This window comes from Microcoleus sp. FACHB-68 (genome assembly GCF_014695715.1).
Lineage (GTDB): Bacteria > Cyanobacteriota > Cyanobacteriia > Cyanobacteriales > Oscillatoriaceae > FACHB-68.
This window is the reverse complement of record NZ_JACJOT010000013.1, coordinates 406,725-423,264: the sequence shown is the minus strand read 5'-3', so window position 1 is coordinate 423,264 and position 16,540 is coordinate 406,725. Positions and strand designations below refer to the sequence as shown.

Sequence of the window (16,540 nt, the reverse complement as noted above, 5' to 3'; positions counted from 1 at the left end):
GAGTGCACATTATGCCTACCTACTTGGGGACTATCTTCAGTGACATCTACATAGGGACTTTCCGCGATGAAGACATCGTGGGGGGAAGCGGCAATGACACCCTTGCCGGCGAAGGTGGCGATGATATCATCGAAGGCGGCTTTGGGGATGACTTACTTGATGGCGGACTCGGTGCTGATATTCTTGATGGCGGATATGGCGCAGATATTATTGATGGGGGTGCCAATTCTGACTTACTTTATGGCGGAGACAACGTTGACATCATTGTAGGCGCAGGCGGCAGTGACACTATTTATGGACAAGCCGGCATAGACTACATCGACGGAGAAGAAGGCAACGATCTGATTTTCGCTGGTGTTGGCGATGACTACGTCGATGGCGGCATTGGCAATGACATTCTCAATGGCAACACCGGCAACGATACCTTACTCGGTGCCGGTGGCGATGACTACGTCGATGGCGGGGATGACAATGACTTGCTTTGGGGAGAATTCGGCGCAGACACCCTTTTAGGGGACTTCGGCAATGACTCGCTGCTTGGCGAGGAAGGCGATGACTACCTCGATGGCGGCGCTGGCAGCGACTACCTTGATGGCGGCAGCGATAATGATGCGCTTTTTGGTGGGGTTAATGATGACACGATGCTAGGCGCGGAGGATGAAGACTATCTCGATGGCGAAACAGGTGATGACTGGCTTTTTGGTGAAACCGGCAACGATATTCTCTATGGCAGAAGTGGCAATGACTACCTTGATGGTGGGTTTGGTAAAGACTATGTCGATGGGTTTAACGGCAATGATATTCTCATCGGTGGTGCGAATAACGACACTTTAGATGCCGGTTATGGCAACGATACAATCATTGGTGGCACGGGTGACGACATGATCCTGCTCGGAGATGATGACTCATCAGATACCGTTATTTATGACTTTGTAGATGGTTTTGATGTCATTGTTGGATTTGAGCGGTGTCGGTGCGGTGAGTCTGTCGATACCATCATCTTTAATGACATTTACTCAATTGATGTTGTTACGGTTGAAGACGGTACAGAATTCCGTCTCAGCGATGGAATTGTCGGTAATAGCGGCTTCGGAAGCGGTGAATTGCTGATCACCATGCTAGAAACTCAAGGTTTTACAGCCGATAATATTCAGTACAATATTTCCTCCACAAACACCACTGAATTATTATTTGGCTAATCGATCACTGGCTTTTTTAACCACAGATGAACAGCCAATACTATCTGTGTTTATCTGTGGTTAAAAACTGGCAGGGTGACAACGAGGGCTGAAAGCCAGATGATATAAAGACGCTTGACACTTGTACTCAAACGAGATCAATCAACGAGCCGTTTTCCAATACTTTATGCTTCAGGAATCACTAAAATTGTCCGTTACCTTGAACAATATGTTTGATGGTTGTTAGGGTTTCTAAACCGATTAAGCCCCGGCGATGTCCTTTTTGATTGGACATTCCTAGAAAAACGGCATCTCCTTGTTTTGGATTGCGGGAAAATCGCGGAGAGGCATTGATGTAGGTAGAGGCACTGTTGATTCCTAGGGCAAATTGCCGGCTTTCTTGGTAAGATTCGGTAACGATGCAATCGGCATGACCGCTACTGTAATGATTAATCCAGGCGATTGCGGCTTCGAGACTTTCTACAACTTTAAAGGCAATGGTTTTGGTTAAATAGGCGTTTCCCCACTCTGAGGTTTGAGCCGGCTTTAATTGTGGAAAATCCTCGACTAGATGAGCGTCTCCCCGAATTTCAAAGCCTTTTTCTTTAAGGCTATTCCACAGTGTTGTTAAGGACGAGGGTTTTTGATCGCGGTGAATTAAGACTTTCTCGATGGCGTTGACGGGATCGGGTTCGCTTTGATGGCTATCTCCAATTACCCAGCGGGCCATTTCTAAGCTGCCGGTGGGCGACCAATAGAGGTAACAGTTGCCCATTGCGGATTTCAACACCGGCGCGGTTGCCTGCCGCACGACTTGCTGCACCAAACTGGGCCGGCCATAGGGAATGACTAAATTCAGATAGTGGTCTAAAGTCACTAAATCCCGGATGGATGAGCCTTGGTCTGAGGGCAGTAGCTGCAAGCATTCCACCGGCAACCCTGTTTGTTGCACTGCAGACTGTAGCGCTTGCACAATCACTTCATTCGAGTGGCTTGCCTCACTCCCCCCTTTAAGAATTAACGTGTTGCCGGTTTTCAGGCACAAGCCGGCTGCGATGGCGCTTAATTCCGGAAATGCTTCGTAGATCAGCGCGATCACACCCAGCGGCATGAGCTGGCAATAAATTTGGGAGTGCTCGATTTGGTGGGAAGCGTTCATCACCCGCCGCAGGGGATCAGACAGTTCCGACAACCGTTGCAGAATTTGGATCGTGGTTTGCAGCCGTTCGGGAGTCAGTTTCAGCCACTCCAGAATCAATTCTGGCACGGCCATTTCCCGACTCGCTTCCAAGTCCAGCGTGTTGGCTTCTAAAATCTGGTCTGCCTCACGCTTGAGGGCTTGTGCCATTGCTTGTAAGGTTCGAGAACGGTCTATTCCCTTAACAGTGCCTAATTCCAGGGAAGCCTGATAAGCGCGACGAGCGGCTTGAGCGGATGCCGGTGAAGGATGTAACGAGTCAGTTGTCATGTAGCTAACGCCGATAAGCCAGCCAGACCATGAGCGCCGGCAGCACTGCTAACAGTACCGCTACGATAATGGCCCAGGGAATAATATTAGAACCCAAGGGTAAACTCAGTGCTGAGGGTAGCCAGATCACCAGTAGCACTAAAATAATTCCCAGTGCTAAGGGCAAGTAACTGTCCCTCAGTCCAGAATAAGCTTTACTCCACTGATTTCCCGTCCAGCGCCAAGCTTGCTTGTAGGGATAGTTTGTGGAGAGTTGCTCGATCGAATACCCGTTTTCATCGACAACGAATATCTGCTGACATCGATTGCAGCCAAATGCTTCTGTCAGAACAATCGGAACGAGACGCCCCCGACGCCGGCAGGGACAGGGGTAGTCAGTATTTAAGTCAATCTTCTGGGCTTTTTGAGATTGCACAAGCGCTCTTAAAGGCAAAAGTATGTAAGGAAAGTTTATCTAAAAGATTCGAGAACTAATGTTTTTTTATTAGGCTTTCAACAATAGCTGCCAACTAAATTTCTAAGTTGCGCTAGGTGCGGAAACAGCCCTCTAAGCGTCTGATGACTTACGCTAATTTTACCATTCTCAACTTCAAGCGAGTGTAGCTATCGCCTCAAATATCGGCTTAGCTGGCTGGCTTCTGGTTGTAGCTGTAAGTTTGCACCCGTTTTGAGCAACGACAATGCCACCGGCACTGAAAAAATAGTCTTTCAATGGCTAGGCTAGCTGCTTTAGTGCTACAGCAACCAATACATCTGGAAAACAGGATATAACCTGCACAGATGTTTTGATGAGATTGTTTTTTTTTAAGCGGGTAACGCGATTCGAACGCGCGACATTCACCTTGGCAAGGTGACGCTCTACCACTGAGCTATACCCGCAAATTTGCAGTAATCATTACTATGCCAGATTTCTCAGAGTTTGTCAACTCCCCGCGATGGTTTTTTTTGCTTGGGGAGTTGGTATCGGCTGGAAGCTTATCTACCGGCAGTTTTGACGCCGGTGCCAGCGCTGCTGAGAGCTATCAATTACTGCCGATCCACCGGCTCTTGTATCGGCATGGCATTTTTTATGGGAGCCGGCAAACTCTGGGGCGTACCGGATGGGTGATCGCTGTAAAGATCAGATACCACACTTCCCTTGACTTGATGCATCAAACTAGCCATTTCTAGGGCTGACATCCCGTAGTTCCAGCCGAGGTTACTCTTAATTCCCGCTCGTTCTAGGGCTTGCTGCATCGTGTCGGTAGTGACGACGCCAAACACCACAGGCACGCCGGTTTGAAACCCCGCCGCTGCAATTCCCTTAGACACTTCACCAGCCACATAATCAAAATGAGGCGTTTGACCCCGGATCACTGCACCGAGACAAATCACCGCATCATAACGACCTGTCAGCGCCAATTGGCGAGCCACCAGCGGCAGCTCAAAACATCCCGGCACCCAAGCATAATCAACTTGAGTCCCTTGGGGATTGACATCAACGCCGTGACGTTTTAGACAATCCTGACAGCCCTCTAACAGCTTGCCGGTAATCAGATCGTTGAAACGACCAATAACGATGGCGAACTTGAACTGGCTTGTCTGAGTAAAATTTCCCTCGAAAACTGCCATCTTATTTGTCCTTTGTCAAGTTTAAACTGTCCTTTGTAGGGTTCACTGATTAAGCAATCGTTGAACCCTACAAATGACCGGACTCAGATGACCAAATAGTTCAAGGCACCCACTAAAAATACCAGAGCTATCCAAAGACCAGAGCCAAGGAAGATAAGCTGTTTAGATTGATCCCAGTTTTGGGGAGAGGCATAGGCAACGGGGACGCCAATAACCATCACGAAGGAAAGGAAGACAAGAGCGGCAAGTGCGATTTGAAATAAAATTGACATTTTCTTTTTTTTCCCAACACAGCAATTAACTGGACAGCACCAGTTCAGCCAGACTCAGGCTACTTTAGTAATCAGCCCTGAGTCTTAAGCTACCAAAAAATGACCCTCTCTGATAGAGGTTAGTGAGGAAGTGCGCTCGTTTCGTGTGCGTAGCATAGAGGAAGAAGGGGCAAAGGTAAAAAAACGCTCACCGGCTCCTCAATTTCCAGGCTTCCCAGCTTCTGTATTTCCTTAAACAAGCAAGCGACATGGATTTAATTTTGTGCCACACAACCGCAGATTTTGATACCCTCGGCGCGGCTGTGGGGTTGACACGGCTTCTGCCGGGGGCAAAGGTGGTACTCACCGGCGGTGCTCACCCAACGGTGCGAGATTTTTTGGCATTGCATCGCGATGAGTATGCCCTAATTGAACGCCGTGCTGTGTCCGCCGGCCAAATTCGCTCGCTTTCTGTGGTTGATACTCAGCAGCGCGAACGCTTGGGGAAGGCGGCTGAGTGGTTGGATCTGCCCAATCTAACTGAAATTGCTGTTTATGACCATCATCTAGAGATGGAAAGCGATATCCCAGCCACCCGCAGCCAGATAGAGCCGGTGGGCGCAGCGACGACGTTGATTGTGGAGTTATTGCAAAAAGTCTTAGAAGAGAGGGAAAGAGGCGAGGAAAGCACTCAGCACTCAGAACTCAGCACTCAGGACTCAGAACGGTTCCTCACGCCGGCAGAGGCAACGGTAATGGCATTAGGCATCCATGTGGACACCGGCTCTCTCACGTTTGGCCATTCTACCCCACGAGATGCCAGAGCTTTGGCTTGGTTGATGGAACAGGGAGCCAGTTTGCCGGTAATAGCGGAGTGCGCTGATCCCGGTTTGTCTCCCCAATTGCAAACCTTACTGACGGTTGCCTTAGATCAATTGCAAAAGTCAACTGTCCGAGGTTATACAGTTTCCTGGGTGTTGCTAGAAACCGATGCCTTTGTTCCGGGGCTGTCGAGTTTGGCCTCACAATTGATGGATATTACAGAAAGTGACGCGCTGCTGTTGGCACACCGGCATTCTGGGAAAGATTCGGGGGACGAACGTTTGAGCGTGATTGGGCGATCCCAAATTGCCGGCACCAATCTTAATCAGCTATTCAGTCCACTGGGCGGCGGGGGACACCAACGGGCGGCGTCCTTGAGTTTGCGGGGTGTAGACGCACCGGCAACCCTGGATGAACTGGTAGAGCAACTTAAAGCTCAAATTCCTCATCCGCTGACTGCCGGCGAGTTGATGTCATCGCCGGTGCGAACCATTCGCCCAGAAACCACAATTTATGAAGCTCAGAGAATTTTATTACGCTACGGTCACTCTGGGCTTTCTGTGGTCAATGCCGACGGCAAACTGGTGGGGGTGATTTCCCGCCGGGATCTCGATATCGCCCTGCACCACGGCTTTGCTCATGCGCCGGTGAAAGGCTACATGACGGTGAATCTGAAGACAATTACACCGGCTACCCTGCTGCCAGAAATAGAGTCACTGATGGTAACTTACGACATCGGACGCCTGCCGGTGTTGGAGAATGAGCAGTTGGTGGGAATTGTTACCCGCACCGATGTGCTGCGAGAATTGCACCAAGATCGAGAGCGGGGAAAAGAGAGAGAGCGGGACAGCGGCAGAGCGGGAAAATTGGGTTATTGTCCGCTGCCACAAGCCATTCGGCAGCTATTGCAAGAACGTCTAGCCGCGCCAATGTGGCAGTTGCTCACCGATACCGCCGAACTCGCAGAACAACGGGGCTGCCACCTATATCTCGTGGGTGGCGGCGTGCGAGATTTACTGTTAGCCAACCCCGATGACACCATTTTATTGAGTGATATTGACCTTGTGGTGGATGGCATCGGCGCAGATGCGAACCGGCAACTTGCCACGCCTTTAGAAGGTGCCGGTGTGGAATTGGCAACTGCCCTCCAGCAACGCTATCCCCAAGCTCGTTTGGATATTCACGGGCAATTTCAAACGGCGGCGTTGCTGTGGCACAAAGACCCAATTTTAGAATCGCTGTGGATTGATATTGCCACGGCTAGAACGGAATTTTATCCTTACCCCGCTGCTAACCCGGAAGTCGAGGCATCGTCCATCCGTCAAGACTTATACCGGCGCGATTTTACGATTAATGCTTTGGCGGTACGGCTGACTGGGCCACGTGCCGGCGAGTTGTTAGACTTTTTTGGAGGGTTGGTCGATTTAGAAAGCCGGCAAATTCGGGTTTTACACGCGAATAGTTTTATTGAAGATCCCACACGCATTTATCGAGCAGTGCGGTTTGCCGTGCGCTTGGGATTTAAGATAGACCCGCAGACGGAAGGATATATTCGCCATGCTATAGAAAGTGGTGTTTACGAACGCGCAAAGGGTGACAGTGTATCCGATTTAAAATCTGGCGTGCAAAATCAACGAGCACCGGCACTGGAAACGCGCCTTAAAAGTGAGCTGAAATATATTTTGCAGGCTGCTTATTGGAAGCCGGCGTTGCAGTTGTTGGGAGATTTGGGAGCGCTAAAATGTATTCATTCCACGCTGGAATTGGATAAGCGGTTGTGGAAACAAATTTGTTTGCTCAGTCGCTGTTTGCAACGGTTTGAGTCTTTGAGCTTGAACTCTCAGGCTGAGGTTAAAAAGAAAATCCCCGACCCTTGGCAGATGCGCTTAGAGGTTTTAATTGCTTACTTGGCTGCTGAATATCGAATTCAGGTGGCGGGTGCTTTACAACTGCCGGCAGATAGTATCGACCGGCAACGGGAATTTGAGCGAGCTAAAATTGAGGTTGTAGAGTCTTTGCCTCTGTGCCAACGTCCTAGCCAAATTGTGCGGCTGTTGCGCCGGCATGAGTTACCGACTTTAATTTTGATTGGGGTGCAAAGTTCGCGCTCGATACGCCGGCAGATTTGGCAGTATTTAACCCGATGGTCTTTTGTTCAGCCGGTTCTCAATGGCAATGACTTGAAAGCGCTGGGTTATAAACCTGGCCCTCAGTATAAGGAAATGCTAGATGCTCTACTGGCGGCAACGCTTGATGGAATCATTGACAACCGCCATGCGTCTTCTCAAGAAATCCGTGCCGGTGCTGAAGCTTTTCTGACAGAACATTTCCCGCTTACTGATAATAAATAGTCTATTTTTGTAACTTGCGTTACGAATCTTAACTACTCTTAAATTATCAACACTGGGAACGATTCCCTGCAACCCAAAGGAGGGCCAATGAAGATTCGGAGTTTACTGTCATTGCTCGCAGTTTTTTTAGTGAGTTTAATCGTTGCGGTCAGTTGTACTTTTCCACAACCTCCGACTTCCACCACTTCTCCATCTGCGGTTTCTACTAACCAGTCTATTCGACTAGGCTTTAATAACTGGCCCAGTTTTCTTTATATGCAAGTCGCTGAAGAATCAGAAATATTTAATCAGAATAATGTTAATGTCGATTTAATATTTTATGACTATGCCAAGTCTCTTCAAGCCCTGAAAGAAGGGAAGATCGAGGCTAACTTTCACGGTTTAAGTGACACGATTAAAATGATAGATGGTAATTCAAATTTCAACCCAGTAATTGTCTTAACTACAGATGTCTCTAATGGGGGTGATGCGATGATTGTTCAAAAAGAAATCAAGCAGATGGCTGACTTGAAAAATAAAAAAGTAGCTGTAGAAAAAGGAGAGATTAATCATTATTTTCTGCTTCTAGCGCTGGAAAAGGCGGGTATGAGTGAAGCCGATATTAAGTTAGAAAGCTTAGATACGCGAGCCGCAGTAGCAGCGTTTGTAGAAAGTCAGGTGGATGCTGTCGTGCTTGCTTTACCTTACACGAAGGAAGCTCTTAAGCGTGCCGGCAGTCAAGTGCTAGTGAGTACAAAAGATTTCCCTCAAGCCATTCCCGCTCATTTAGTCGTTGACCGCAAATTGATTGAAGAAAGGCGTTCTGATGTTCAAGCGCTTGTTAATACTTGGTTCGCCACCTTAAACTTCGTTCGCCAGAATCCTGAAAGTTCCTATAAGATTATGGCTGACTATATGGGCGTTTCGGTCAGTGAGTTCAAAGGCTACGAGTCTGAAATCAAGTTTTTTAGTGCAGAAGAAAACTTGAGAGCGTTTAATTCGGGTTCTGATCTGACATCCTTACCTTATGCAGCCAAAGAATTAAGTAATTTTTTGCTGAACGCCGGCATGATTAAACAAAAGCCCGATATCAGTCAGTTATTTGATAGTAGTTTTGTCGAAGCTTATGCAAATTCTTTAAATAAATAAAATCGTAAGCGGATAAACTTTAACGGAGGGTGAAGAACTGGAGTTTTGCTAAAAAAATTGATTAGGAAAGTGAAGATTAAATGAGAACGTGAAAAGGTAAGATATTACTTTTCACGTGCTTATTCATTTTTAACTTTAATCAGAGCGGAGAAGCGACAAAGTAAGTTGGCTAAAGTGAGGGTAAAAATGAATCATCGGTTTAGTACCTGGTTTAAGAAAATGGGGCTGCAAGGAAAACTGATTAGTGCCTTTTTCATCATGGCACTGATTGTCTTTGCTGTTGGTTGGGTAGGGCAGCTCGGTAGTTTCTGGCTAACTCAATACCTTGATGAGATTAGTGAGGTGAGACTGCCGAGTATCGTAGGATTACAAATGGTAGATCAGGGACTGAGGGTTTCTCATGCCGGCGAAATGGCGCTACTCAATACCAGATTGAGCGACACAGTTAGGGAAGATCAAGTAAACCGAATCCAGCAGGCTTTGCTACAGATGCAGGCAGGGCGAGATAAATATGAGCGGCTACCCCGTACCCAGCAGGAAGATAAGCTGTGGAAAAATTTTCTCTCGAAATGGGAGCGCTGGAAGCAAGAGCATGAAGAATTTCTACGCCTCTATCAAAAATTTGAACAGGGAGGCATTTTAGCTCCCCAGACAACGCAGTTGGCTCTGTGGCGGCAGGATCGGGCTAACTCACAAGAAATGATAGCGGCTCAAGCAGCCAGCACTCTGCTAGAACAAATGAACGTGCAGGTCTTTACTATCAACCGGCCAGTATTTAATTCGGCAGCGCAAGACCTGGAAAAAGTTATTAAAGTAAACGAGACACTTGCAGCCAATCAAAAGCAGGCAGCCGATCTGAGTGTGACGCAAACTCAGCGCTGGGTTGTTCTGGGCACAATTGCCGGCCCACTAACGGCGATGATTTTGGGGATTATTCTGAGCTGGTCAATTGCTAAGCCGCTTGATAGAGCCATCAGCGGCATCATTAATGAAATTGTCAGTTCTTCCAGTCAGATTAGCGCAACAGTCGAGCAGCAGGAGCGCATCGCACAGGAACAGGCGACTTCGGTGCGCCAAACGACCACTGCAATGGATGAGCTGGGTGCCTCTTCCCGGCAGTCGGCGGAGCAAGCTGAAGCGGCAGCTGCCGACGCTTCTATGGCGCTGACGCTAGCAGAGGGGGGAAGCCAAGCTGTACAGCGCACGCTCGGAGGCATGACAGAACTCCAACAGAAAGTCAGAGGGATTGCCGGCTCGACCGTACTATTGAGCCAGCAAACCGCTCAGATCCGCGAGATTTCGTCTGTAGTGCGAGATTTAGCCGGCCAGACGAATATGCTGGCGTTGAATGCAGCGGTGGAGGCGGTGCGAGCCGGAGAACACGGTAAGGGTTTTGCCGTCTTGGCAGCGGAGATTCGCAAACTGGCAGACGAGAGCAAGAAATCGGCAGATAAGATTAACGCCCTCGTCGCCAATATCGAAACGGCTAGCAACTCAACGGTGCTAGCAACGGATGAGGGGACAAAAACAGTCGAGGACAGCGTTAAAATCGCTCAGGAAACGGCAGACACTTTCAGAAGTGTGTCTGAAGCTATCGAGCAAATCTGTGTAAGCAATCAGCAAATTGCCCTGACTTCGAGGCAGCAAGCCGTGGCAATCGATCAGGTAATTTATGCCATGAACACTATCAATGCCGGCGCTAAACAAACTGCCGGCGGCATCACTCAAACGAAAGTGGGCATCGACAACCTGAAACAAGCCGCCCAGAATATTAAGGCATTCGGTGTTGGGTAGAGACACGAGTAAGGGAACCCAGAAGAGTGAGTGTTTAAGAGGTTGATTGCGATTACTCTCCCTACTTTCTGCTCTCATTTTTTATTTCTTATTAAGGCATTTTTTTAGAAAAAAAGTAGATTTATATAATAATTTTTTGCTTAAGGAATGCGTCATTTTCTCAATGTAAAGAAATAAAGCTAGCTGTACATTTTTTTTATTAAGTATGTGAACATAAATAAACAAACACCTTTTTCCCCAATCCCCTATTTACGGTCACTTACCGTATCAAAAACTCTATGCCAGATGCCCCATTCTTCAGACGTGGTGATGGCCACCTCACAAGACCCACGACCCCTCTTCAGCAGTGATGTTTAATTTTCTCACCGACTGCTCACCCACATTTTTTCTATTAATATTAATTATAAAGCAAACAAATTAGGAGCGAGAAATATCGTGTTTCGTAACATGAATTTACAAAGTCGGCTGATCTCAGCTTTTTTAATGATGGGCTTACTTGTCTTGGTCGTAGCCGGTGTGGGATGGAATGGAAATTCTCGTCTCAGCGATCATATTAGTACATTAGGTAATAATAGCCTGCCAAGTGTTATGGGGTTGTGGAAAATTAATGAAGGGCAGACTCAAGTTCAATCGTCAGAAAGAGCCTTGCTTAACACCCTCTTGGGCCAAGAAAAACGTCAAGCTGAATTGAGCCGAATAAAAGAAGCTGGGCAACAGATAGACGAAGGATTTCAACAATATACTTCTGCCCCCAGAACTGCACCAGAACAAGTTCTTTACAAGCAATTTCTTCAAGACTGGGCTAACTGGCAGCAAGATCATGAAGAATTTCTGCGTTTATATCAAGAATTCGCACGGCTGGGTATTGTAGATCCTCCAAGCAGAATGGCTGAGCTAGTCAGTCAGCGTAAGCAAAATTCACGGGAAATGACAACAGCAAAAGCCGCCGATGCATTGCTAGATAAAATCAGCAACTTCGCGGCTAATGAAGAAAGAGCCTCGTTTGAAACATCAACAGAAGGGGTGATAAGCCTAATCAAATACAACGAGGAATATGGGGAAGCGGCACAGAAAGCCGCTGAAAGAGATGTGGCTCAAACTAACTTTTGGGTTATCTTAGGCATGGTGTTGGGTCCCATTACGGCGATTGTTTTAGGGATATTTTTAAGTACGGCGATTGCCAAACCTCTGGATAAAGCGATTAGCGGCATTATTAATATGATTGTTAGTTCTTCCACCGAAATTGCCGCTACAGTTGAACAGCAGGAACATGTTGCTTCAGAACAAGCAGCTTTGGTGAACCAAACGAGCAGTACGATGGAGGAGTTGAAGACTTCTTCAAGAACAGCAGCCGAGCAAGCTGGGGTGGCAGCGGCTAGCGCACAGCAGGCACTTAGCCTTTCTGAGGGGGGAACTCACGCAGTCAAATTAACCTTAAAAGGCATGGCGACGCTGCAAGAAAAGGTTGGTGCAATTGCGTCCTCTATTATGCGCTTGAGCGATCAAGCTAACCAAATTCGCAGCATTTCCGGTACGGTGAGTGATTTAGGCAGCAAGACGAATATGCTGGCTTTAAATGCAGCCGTGGAGGCAGTACGTGCCGGCGAGCACGGAAAGGGGTTTGCAGTGGTTGCGGCAGAAATTCGCAAACTTGCTGACGAAAGCCAAAAATCTGCAGATAAAATTAACGGACTTGTCAAAGATATTCAAGTGGCGATCAACTCAACCGTAATAGTGACAGAGGAGGGAACAAAAACTGTTACACAGGGCGTTAAAATTGCTCAAAAAACCGCCAATGCTTTTAAAGGAGTCGCTATTGCAATCGACCAAGTGGTGATCAATAACCAACAAATTGCTCTAAGTGCAGGACAACAAGCTGTAGCGATTCAGCAAGTAGTTAGTGCGATGAATGTTATCAACGCCGGCTCTCAACAAACGGCGAGTGGCATTACTCAAACGAAAGTCGGAACTCAAAAACTCAACGAAGCCGCTCATAACTTAAAAAGTTTGGGTGTGCGTTAAAGGCGAAAAGAACAGAGATGAGTGGATGGGGGGCGGCATCTTTCCCTTTCTCTACCTTATTTAAACGACTGCTTTCAGTGTGGTTGCCGCTTCGTTAAGCTTGTGGGTGCCATTTTTCGTTTGAGTGATGCCACTCGCTGTTTGTAATGCACCTTGCTCAATCGTATTCATGGCTTGTGCTACTTGTTGGATTGCAATCGCTTGTTCTTTAGCCGTGAGTGAAATTTTTTGAGAGTTAAGGGCAATGTTCTCAATTGCCTCCACAATACTTTCAACGGTTTTTGTGCCTTCTTCTGTGACTTTTGCAGTCGAATTCGTGGCTTTTTGAATCTCAATAACTAGGCTATTAATTTTCTCTGCCGATTTGTGGCTTTCATCAGCAAGTTTGCGAATTTCTGCCGCAACTACGGCAAATCCTTTTCCGTGTTCGCCGGCACGTACCGCCTCCACTGCTGCATTTAAGGCCAGCATATTCGTTTGATTCGCTAAATTACTCACTAAAGTTGAAATTGTGCCAATCTGATTGGTTTGTTCGCTTAAGCGGAGAATTTCTCTGGCAATCTGTCTAACTCGCTCTCTCAAACTAGATTCGGAAGCAACATATTTCCCATATTGCCTATTTAATTCAGCGTCGCTATCTACTAAAATTAACACTTGTTTGGCTCCCGCCGCTGCCGCCTCAGCTTGCTCAGCAGTTGCTCTTGAAGAAGCGCCTAATTCATGCATGGTTGCGGTGGTTTGATTCACCGCGACCGATTGCTGTGATGCTGTCCGTTCTTGCTGCTCTACGGTCGCCGCAATTTCTGTTGAGGAGGTCGTAATTATCTTTGTAACTTCATCGATTGGTTTCACAATTCTACGAACAACAAATGATACAATTATAAAACCAAGAGCTGTACCTAAAATTGTTCCCCCTAAAGTAATAAAACTCGAAAATTCTTCAGCTTCTCTCACTGATTGCTGACGCTTTGCTAATAAATCACTTTCTGCTTGGAGCATATTATTAATTCTGTCCCTCAGGATCTCCAACCCGCGTTTACCTTCAAGTAAGTTTGCTTGGGATGGAGATTTACCTGCTCTGGTCAGGGCAATATTTTTGGTTAAAGTATTTATGCCTTGTTGAGATAATTCTTCAATTTCTTCAAGAGCTCGACTTTTAACCGGATCATCTTTAAGCAAAGACTTAGCTTCTTTAAAATTATTAGCTAGATTTTTTTGTGCGTCTCTGTAAGGTTGTAAGAAATCTTCATTTTTAGTAAGAATAAAACCTCGCTCTCCGAGTTGAATATCAACTAACGTTTCTTCTAACTCTTGCAGCTTTGTTTGCACTCGATAACTGTGCATTACCTCACTCGCTGTTGAAACCAGACTGTTAACCGTTAATTTAGAGATTACACCATTGATCGCCATCACCACAATGATTGCTGAAAATCCCAAGGGAACGACTTTACTGAGTTTCATCGTTGCAACTTTGTACTGCATTTTATTTCCCCCTTTTTTAAGATTGTAAATATAACTAAAAAGCAATAATGCAAAACCGGCTAGTCGCGCACTCTAGGCAATCGGCGGGCAGGGTATGTTGGCACAGGCTTACGTCCTTCCCCTTCAAAACCAATACATCTGAGCGTAACTTGGCATCACTAACCGGGTTCCAATCTCGGTCATCTGTTGCTTATTTATTATAAGCTTGAAAATAAATTGAGAGATAGGTAAGCTATTTACTCGTAACAAAAGCTAACTTTAAACTTAGAGTCTCAAGTCTACCGGCCTGATTTACCAGGCAACTGCTGCTGTTAAAAATAGGCTAAGCTCTAAAAAAAAGCGCTTGAATAAAATTATTAGACAAAAGATTAACTTAAATAAAAATTAAAATAGCTTTATAAAAGATGAATTAATATAAATAACTAATTTAGAAGATATTTAAATTATTATTAAAATTTAATTTGTAAAAACATTGAAGGAGCAAGATGCTCTCACTCCTTAAGATGACGACAACAACATTCGAGGAGTAGGAGCAATATGCTCCCTTAGATTACAGCAAGCGGGCAAGATGCCGGCACTACAAAAAATTTTAAACAATGAGATGATCCCGATAGTAATTTTATGGGTTGTGCCGGCTCCAAGCCTGTGCGGTTTATTCTCCAGCCAAATCTGAAATCAAACGTGCCAGCGCAATACCGGCTCCTAAAGGTTCAGCTAACTGTAATTCTACTGCGGAAAATCGCTGGGAAAGCTCACTGACATATTGGGAGATCGCATCGGTAATCGCGCCAGCAAATAAGAAATAGGGCAAAATCCCGATCCTTCGGTGGCCGGCATTCACGAGTGCTTCCACTTGCTTTTCCAAACTTGATCGTACAGACCAATAGGCCGGCACCGCACCTAACTTAATGGCCATATCCTCAATCGGTTGATTGGCACCGGCACGACGGCTGCCGTGAGATAGCAAAATCCAGGCATCAGCTGCCATATTTGCCTGTTGTGCCGACAGCAAGCCGGTAAGACCCGGATGTTTACCTAAGTAAGGCTTGATCTCTATTTTCGCCTGTGAGCCTAAAGCTTGTTGCGCTCTGGCGACCTCTGCCGGGATATCTTCCATGACATGAACACCCGGAAGTAAAAACACCGGCACCACTTGAATAGAGTGGATGCCGGCGGCAAAAGAACGCTCAGCGAATTCTCGAATTTGCTCATGCAAAGGCAAGGGATGCAGTTCTAACAAACCCATCCCAACGAAGGTTTCTGCCGAATGCGTTGCCAAATTTCCCGATCCTGAGCGTCCAGAAGCCGGCCGGTGCATCTGAACATCGCAGACTAATTGAGTCAGTTGCTCGACAGCAACCTGGTAGCGCCGGTCGCGGCTGCCGTGAAATACCAATAGATAAGCAGATAACAATTTCTTGATGGTGCCTGTAAACTTTAAATGAACAATCACTGAGATATTTGCAATCTATCCGCAGTCATTGTACTTATAAAAACATAAATGAGCCAGAAGAAAAGTTACTTCTGACTCATTTTAGAACAAGCTAGGAGCGATTAAAGCAGATTAAGCTTTAGCATTCAACGGATCGGCAATATAGCGGAAATCTGGTTCAGAGTTCCAGGGGCCGCGCTCATCCTGTGCGCCATTTGTCGATAAATTGTAGTAGATATCTACAGTTTGATCGGGCTGAACATTACCGAAGAAAGGATCTGTGAGTTTACCCAGTGATTCCAGCGCCTTCATAAACATCTGGGTGTGGGAAATTTCGCGGGTCAGCAAATGAACCAGCATATCCTTCGTTCCCGCATCCGGAGCGTATTTAATCAACTGTTCGTAAGTTTGACGCGCCCCGCCTTCTGCCGCAATATTAGCCCGCAAATCGCGCACCACGTCGCCGCCTTCATTGATATAAGCTGCTGTCCAAGCACTGCCTTGGCTATCTAAGAAATGCGGCCCGATGCCTCGCATCGCAAAGAGTGTACTCTTGAACGCGTCTGTTTGGTCTGTATTTTTGGTATGGGCTTCAATCAGTTTGCCAACCATTTCTAAATGGCTAAACTCTTCGATGGCAATATCTTGAAGCATATCCCGGATGCCTGGATTTTCCACATGGAAGGACTGCACCCAATACTGTAAAGCTGCGGTCAGTTCGCCGGTTGCCCCGCCAAATTGTTCGAGTAGCAACTGGGCGAAACGAGGATTTGGTGCCTCAATTTTCACATCTTTTTTAATGAGTTCTTTTTTGTGAAAAAACACGATTCAATACCTCTTTGAGCTTTTTTTCGGCAGGTGTCTAACCAGGGAAGCTGCTTGAAGCGTTACCTGGCTTTAAATGTTTGTCTTGGATTCATTGTCTTTTTTGATGGCAATGGGTACGTCTATCTACAGAGACAAATGAAGAATATGCGATCTCTGCTTTAAGATAGAGCCAT

12 protein-coding genes and 1 tRNA gene are annotated in these 16,540 nt (G+C 46.6%); 5 read left to right on the top strand and 8 right to left on the bottom strand.

Going from position 1 to position 16,540, the window contains the following annotated elements; all coding sequences use genetic code 11:
- The first annotated feature begins 11 nt into the window (after nt 1–11).
- Entirely contained in the window at nt 12–1,199 is a 1,188-nt protein-coding gene (locus tag H6F73_RS19500; RefSeq protein ID WP_190760420.1) for a calcium-binding protein, read from the top strand.
- Between the two features lie 181 nt (nt 1,200–1,380).
- Here H6F73_RS19500 and H6F73_RS19495 read toward each other — a convergent pair whose 3' ends face one another.
- The 5 genes from H6F73_RS19495 to psbZ all read right to left on the bottom strand — a co-directional run bounded on the left by H6F73_RS19495 (nt 1,381) and on the right by psbZ (nt 4,529).
- Nucleotides 1,381–2,646, bottom strand: a complete 1,266-nt coding sequence (locus tag H6F73_RS19495) for a glutamate-5-semialdehyde dehydrogenase (RefSeq protein ID WP_190760419.1) — start codon at nt 2,644–2,646, stop codon at nt 1,381–1,383.
- Nucleotides 2,647–2,650: 4 nt separating this feature from the next.
- A complete protein-coding gene (locus tag H6F73_RS19490) occupies nt 2,651–3,061 on the bottom strand; it encodes a hypothetical protein (RefSeq protein WP_190760418.1) in 411 nt (136 codons plus the stop codon).
- Between the two features lie 392 nt (nt 3,062–3,453).
- Nucleotides 3,454–3,525, bottom strand: a tRNA-Gly gene (locus tag H6F73_RS19485).
- 147 nt (nt 3,526–3,672) lie between these two features.
- Complete coding sequence (ribH, locus tag H6F73_RS19480) at nt 3,673–4,257, bottom strand: 6,7-dimethyl-8-ribityllumazine synthase (protein WP_190760417.1); 585 nt, start codon at nt 4,255–4,257, stop codon at nt 3,673–3,675.
- Nucleotides 4,258–4,340: 83 nt separating this feature from the next.
- Nucleotides 4,341–4,529, bottom strand: coding sequence for a photosystem II reaction center protein PsbZ (gene psbZ, locus H6F73_RS19475; RefSeq protein ID WP_190760416.1), 189 nt, complete (start codon nt 4,527–4,529; stop codon nt 4,341–4,343).
- 248 nt (nt 4,530–4,777) lie between these two features.
- Between psbZ and H6F73_RS19470 the strand changes: the two genes are divergently transcribed.
- The 4 genes from H6F73_RS19470 (at nt 4,778) to H6F73_RS19455 (ending at nt 12,625) form a co-directional block, all read left to right on the top strand.
- Nucleotides 4,778–7,681 carry a CBS domain-containing protein gene (locus H6F73_RS19470; protein ID WP_190760415.1) on the top strand — a complete coding sequence of 968 codons (2,904 nt, stop codon included), beginning with the start codon at nt 4,778–4,780 and terminating at the stop codon, nt 7,679–7,681.
- A gap of 87 nt (nt 7,682–7,768) precedes the next feature.
- Nucleotides 7,769–8,809 (top strand): aliphatic sulfonate ABC transporter substrate-binding protein, encoded by a 1,041-nt coding sequence (locus H6F73_RS19465; protein WP_190760414.1) that lies wholly within the window; start codon nt 7,769–7,771, stop codon nt 8,807–8,809.
- Between the two features lie 186 nt (nt 8,810–8,995).
- Nucleotides 8,996–10,603: a methyl-accepting chemotaxis protein gene (locus H6F73_RS19460; RefSeq protein ID WP_190760413.1), complete on the top strand. Its 1,608-nt coding sequence runs from the start codon at nt 8,996–8,998 to the stop codon at nt 10,601–10,603.
- Between the two features lie 435 nt (nt 10,604–11,038).
- Nucleotides 11,039–12,625, top strand: coding sequence for a methyl-accepting chemotaxis protein (locus H6F73_RS19455; protein WP_347239576.1), 1,587 nt, complete (start codon nt 11,039–11,041; stop codon nt 12,623–12,625).
- Nucleotides 12,626–12,685: 60 nt separating this feature from the next.
- Here the strand turns inward: H6F73_RS19455 and H6F73_RS19450 are convergent, their stop codons facing one another.
- The 3 genes from H6F73_RS19450 to H6F73_RS19440 all read right to left on the bottom strand — a co-directional run bounded on the left by H6F73_RS19450 (nt 12,686) and on the right by H6F73_RS19440 (nt 16,364).
- Nucleotides 12,686–14,107: a methyl-accepting chemotaxis protein gene (locus H6F73_RS19450; RefSeq protein WP_190760411.1), complete on the bottom strand. Its 1,422-nt coding sequence runs from the start codon at nt 14,105–14,107 to the stop codon at nt 12,686–12,688.
- A 652-nt stretch (nt 14,108–14,759) separates the two neighbouring features.
- On the bottom strand, nt 14,760–15,560 hold the full coding sequence (locus H6F73_RS19445; protein WP_347239575.1) for a CbiX/SirB N-terminal domain-containing protein: 801 nt from the start codon (nt 15,558–15,560) through the stop codon (nt 14,760–14,762).
- Nucleotides 15,561–15,671: 111 nt separating this feature from the next.
- The gene (locus H6F73_RS19440) at nt 15,672–16,364 is read right to left on the bottom strand and encodes a manganese catalase family protein (RefSeq protein WP_190760410.1); all 693 of its coding nucleotides are present in this window, start codon (nt 16,362–16,364) and stop codon (nt 15,672–15,674) included.
- Nucleotides 16,365–16,540 lie beyond the last annotated feature (176 nt).

What these genes read in the sequence shown, in the direction of transcription:
- H6F73_RS19500 (WP_190760420.1), top strand. Translation starts at nt 12, where the DNA reads ATGCCTACCTACTTGGGGACTATCTTCAGTGACATCTACATAGGGACT.
- H6F73_RS19495 (WP_190760419.1), bottom strand. Translation starts at nt 2,646, where the DNA reads ATGACAACTGACTCGTTACATCCTTCACCGGCATCCGCTCAAGCCGCT.
- ribH (WP_190760417.1), bottom strand. Translation starts at nt 4,257, where the DNA reads ATGGCAGTTTTCGAGGGAAATTTTACTCAGACAAGCCAGTTCAAGTTC.
- psbZ (WP_190760416.1), bottom strand. Translation starts at nt 4,529, where the DNA reads ATGTCAATTTTATTTCAAATCGCACTTGCCGCTCTTGTCTTCCTTTCC.
- H6F73_RS19470 (WP_190760415.1), top strand. Translation starts at nt 4,778, where the DNA reads ATGGATTTAATTTTGTGCCACACAACCGCAGATTTTGATACCCTCGGC.
- H6F73_RS19465 (WP_190760414.1), top strand. Translation starts at nt 7,769, where the DNA reads ATGAAGATTCGGAGTTTACTGTCATTGCTCGCAGTTTTTTTAGTGAGT.
- H6F73_RS19460 (WP_190760413.1), top strand. Translation starts at nt 8,996, where the DNA reads ATGAATCATCGGTTTAGTACCTGGTTTAAGAAAATGGGGCTGCAAGGA.
- H6F73_RS19450 (WP_190760411.1), bottom strand. Translation starts at nt 14,107, where the DNA reads ATGCAGTACAAAGTTGCAACGATGAAACTCAGTAAAGTCGTTCCCTTG.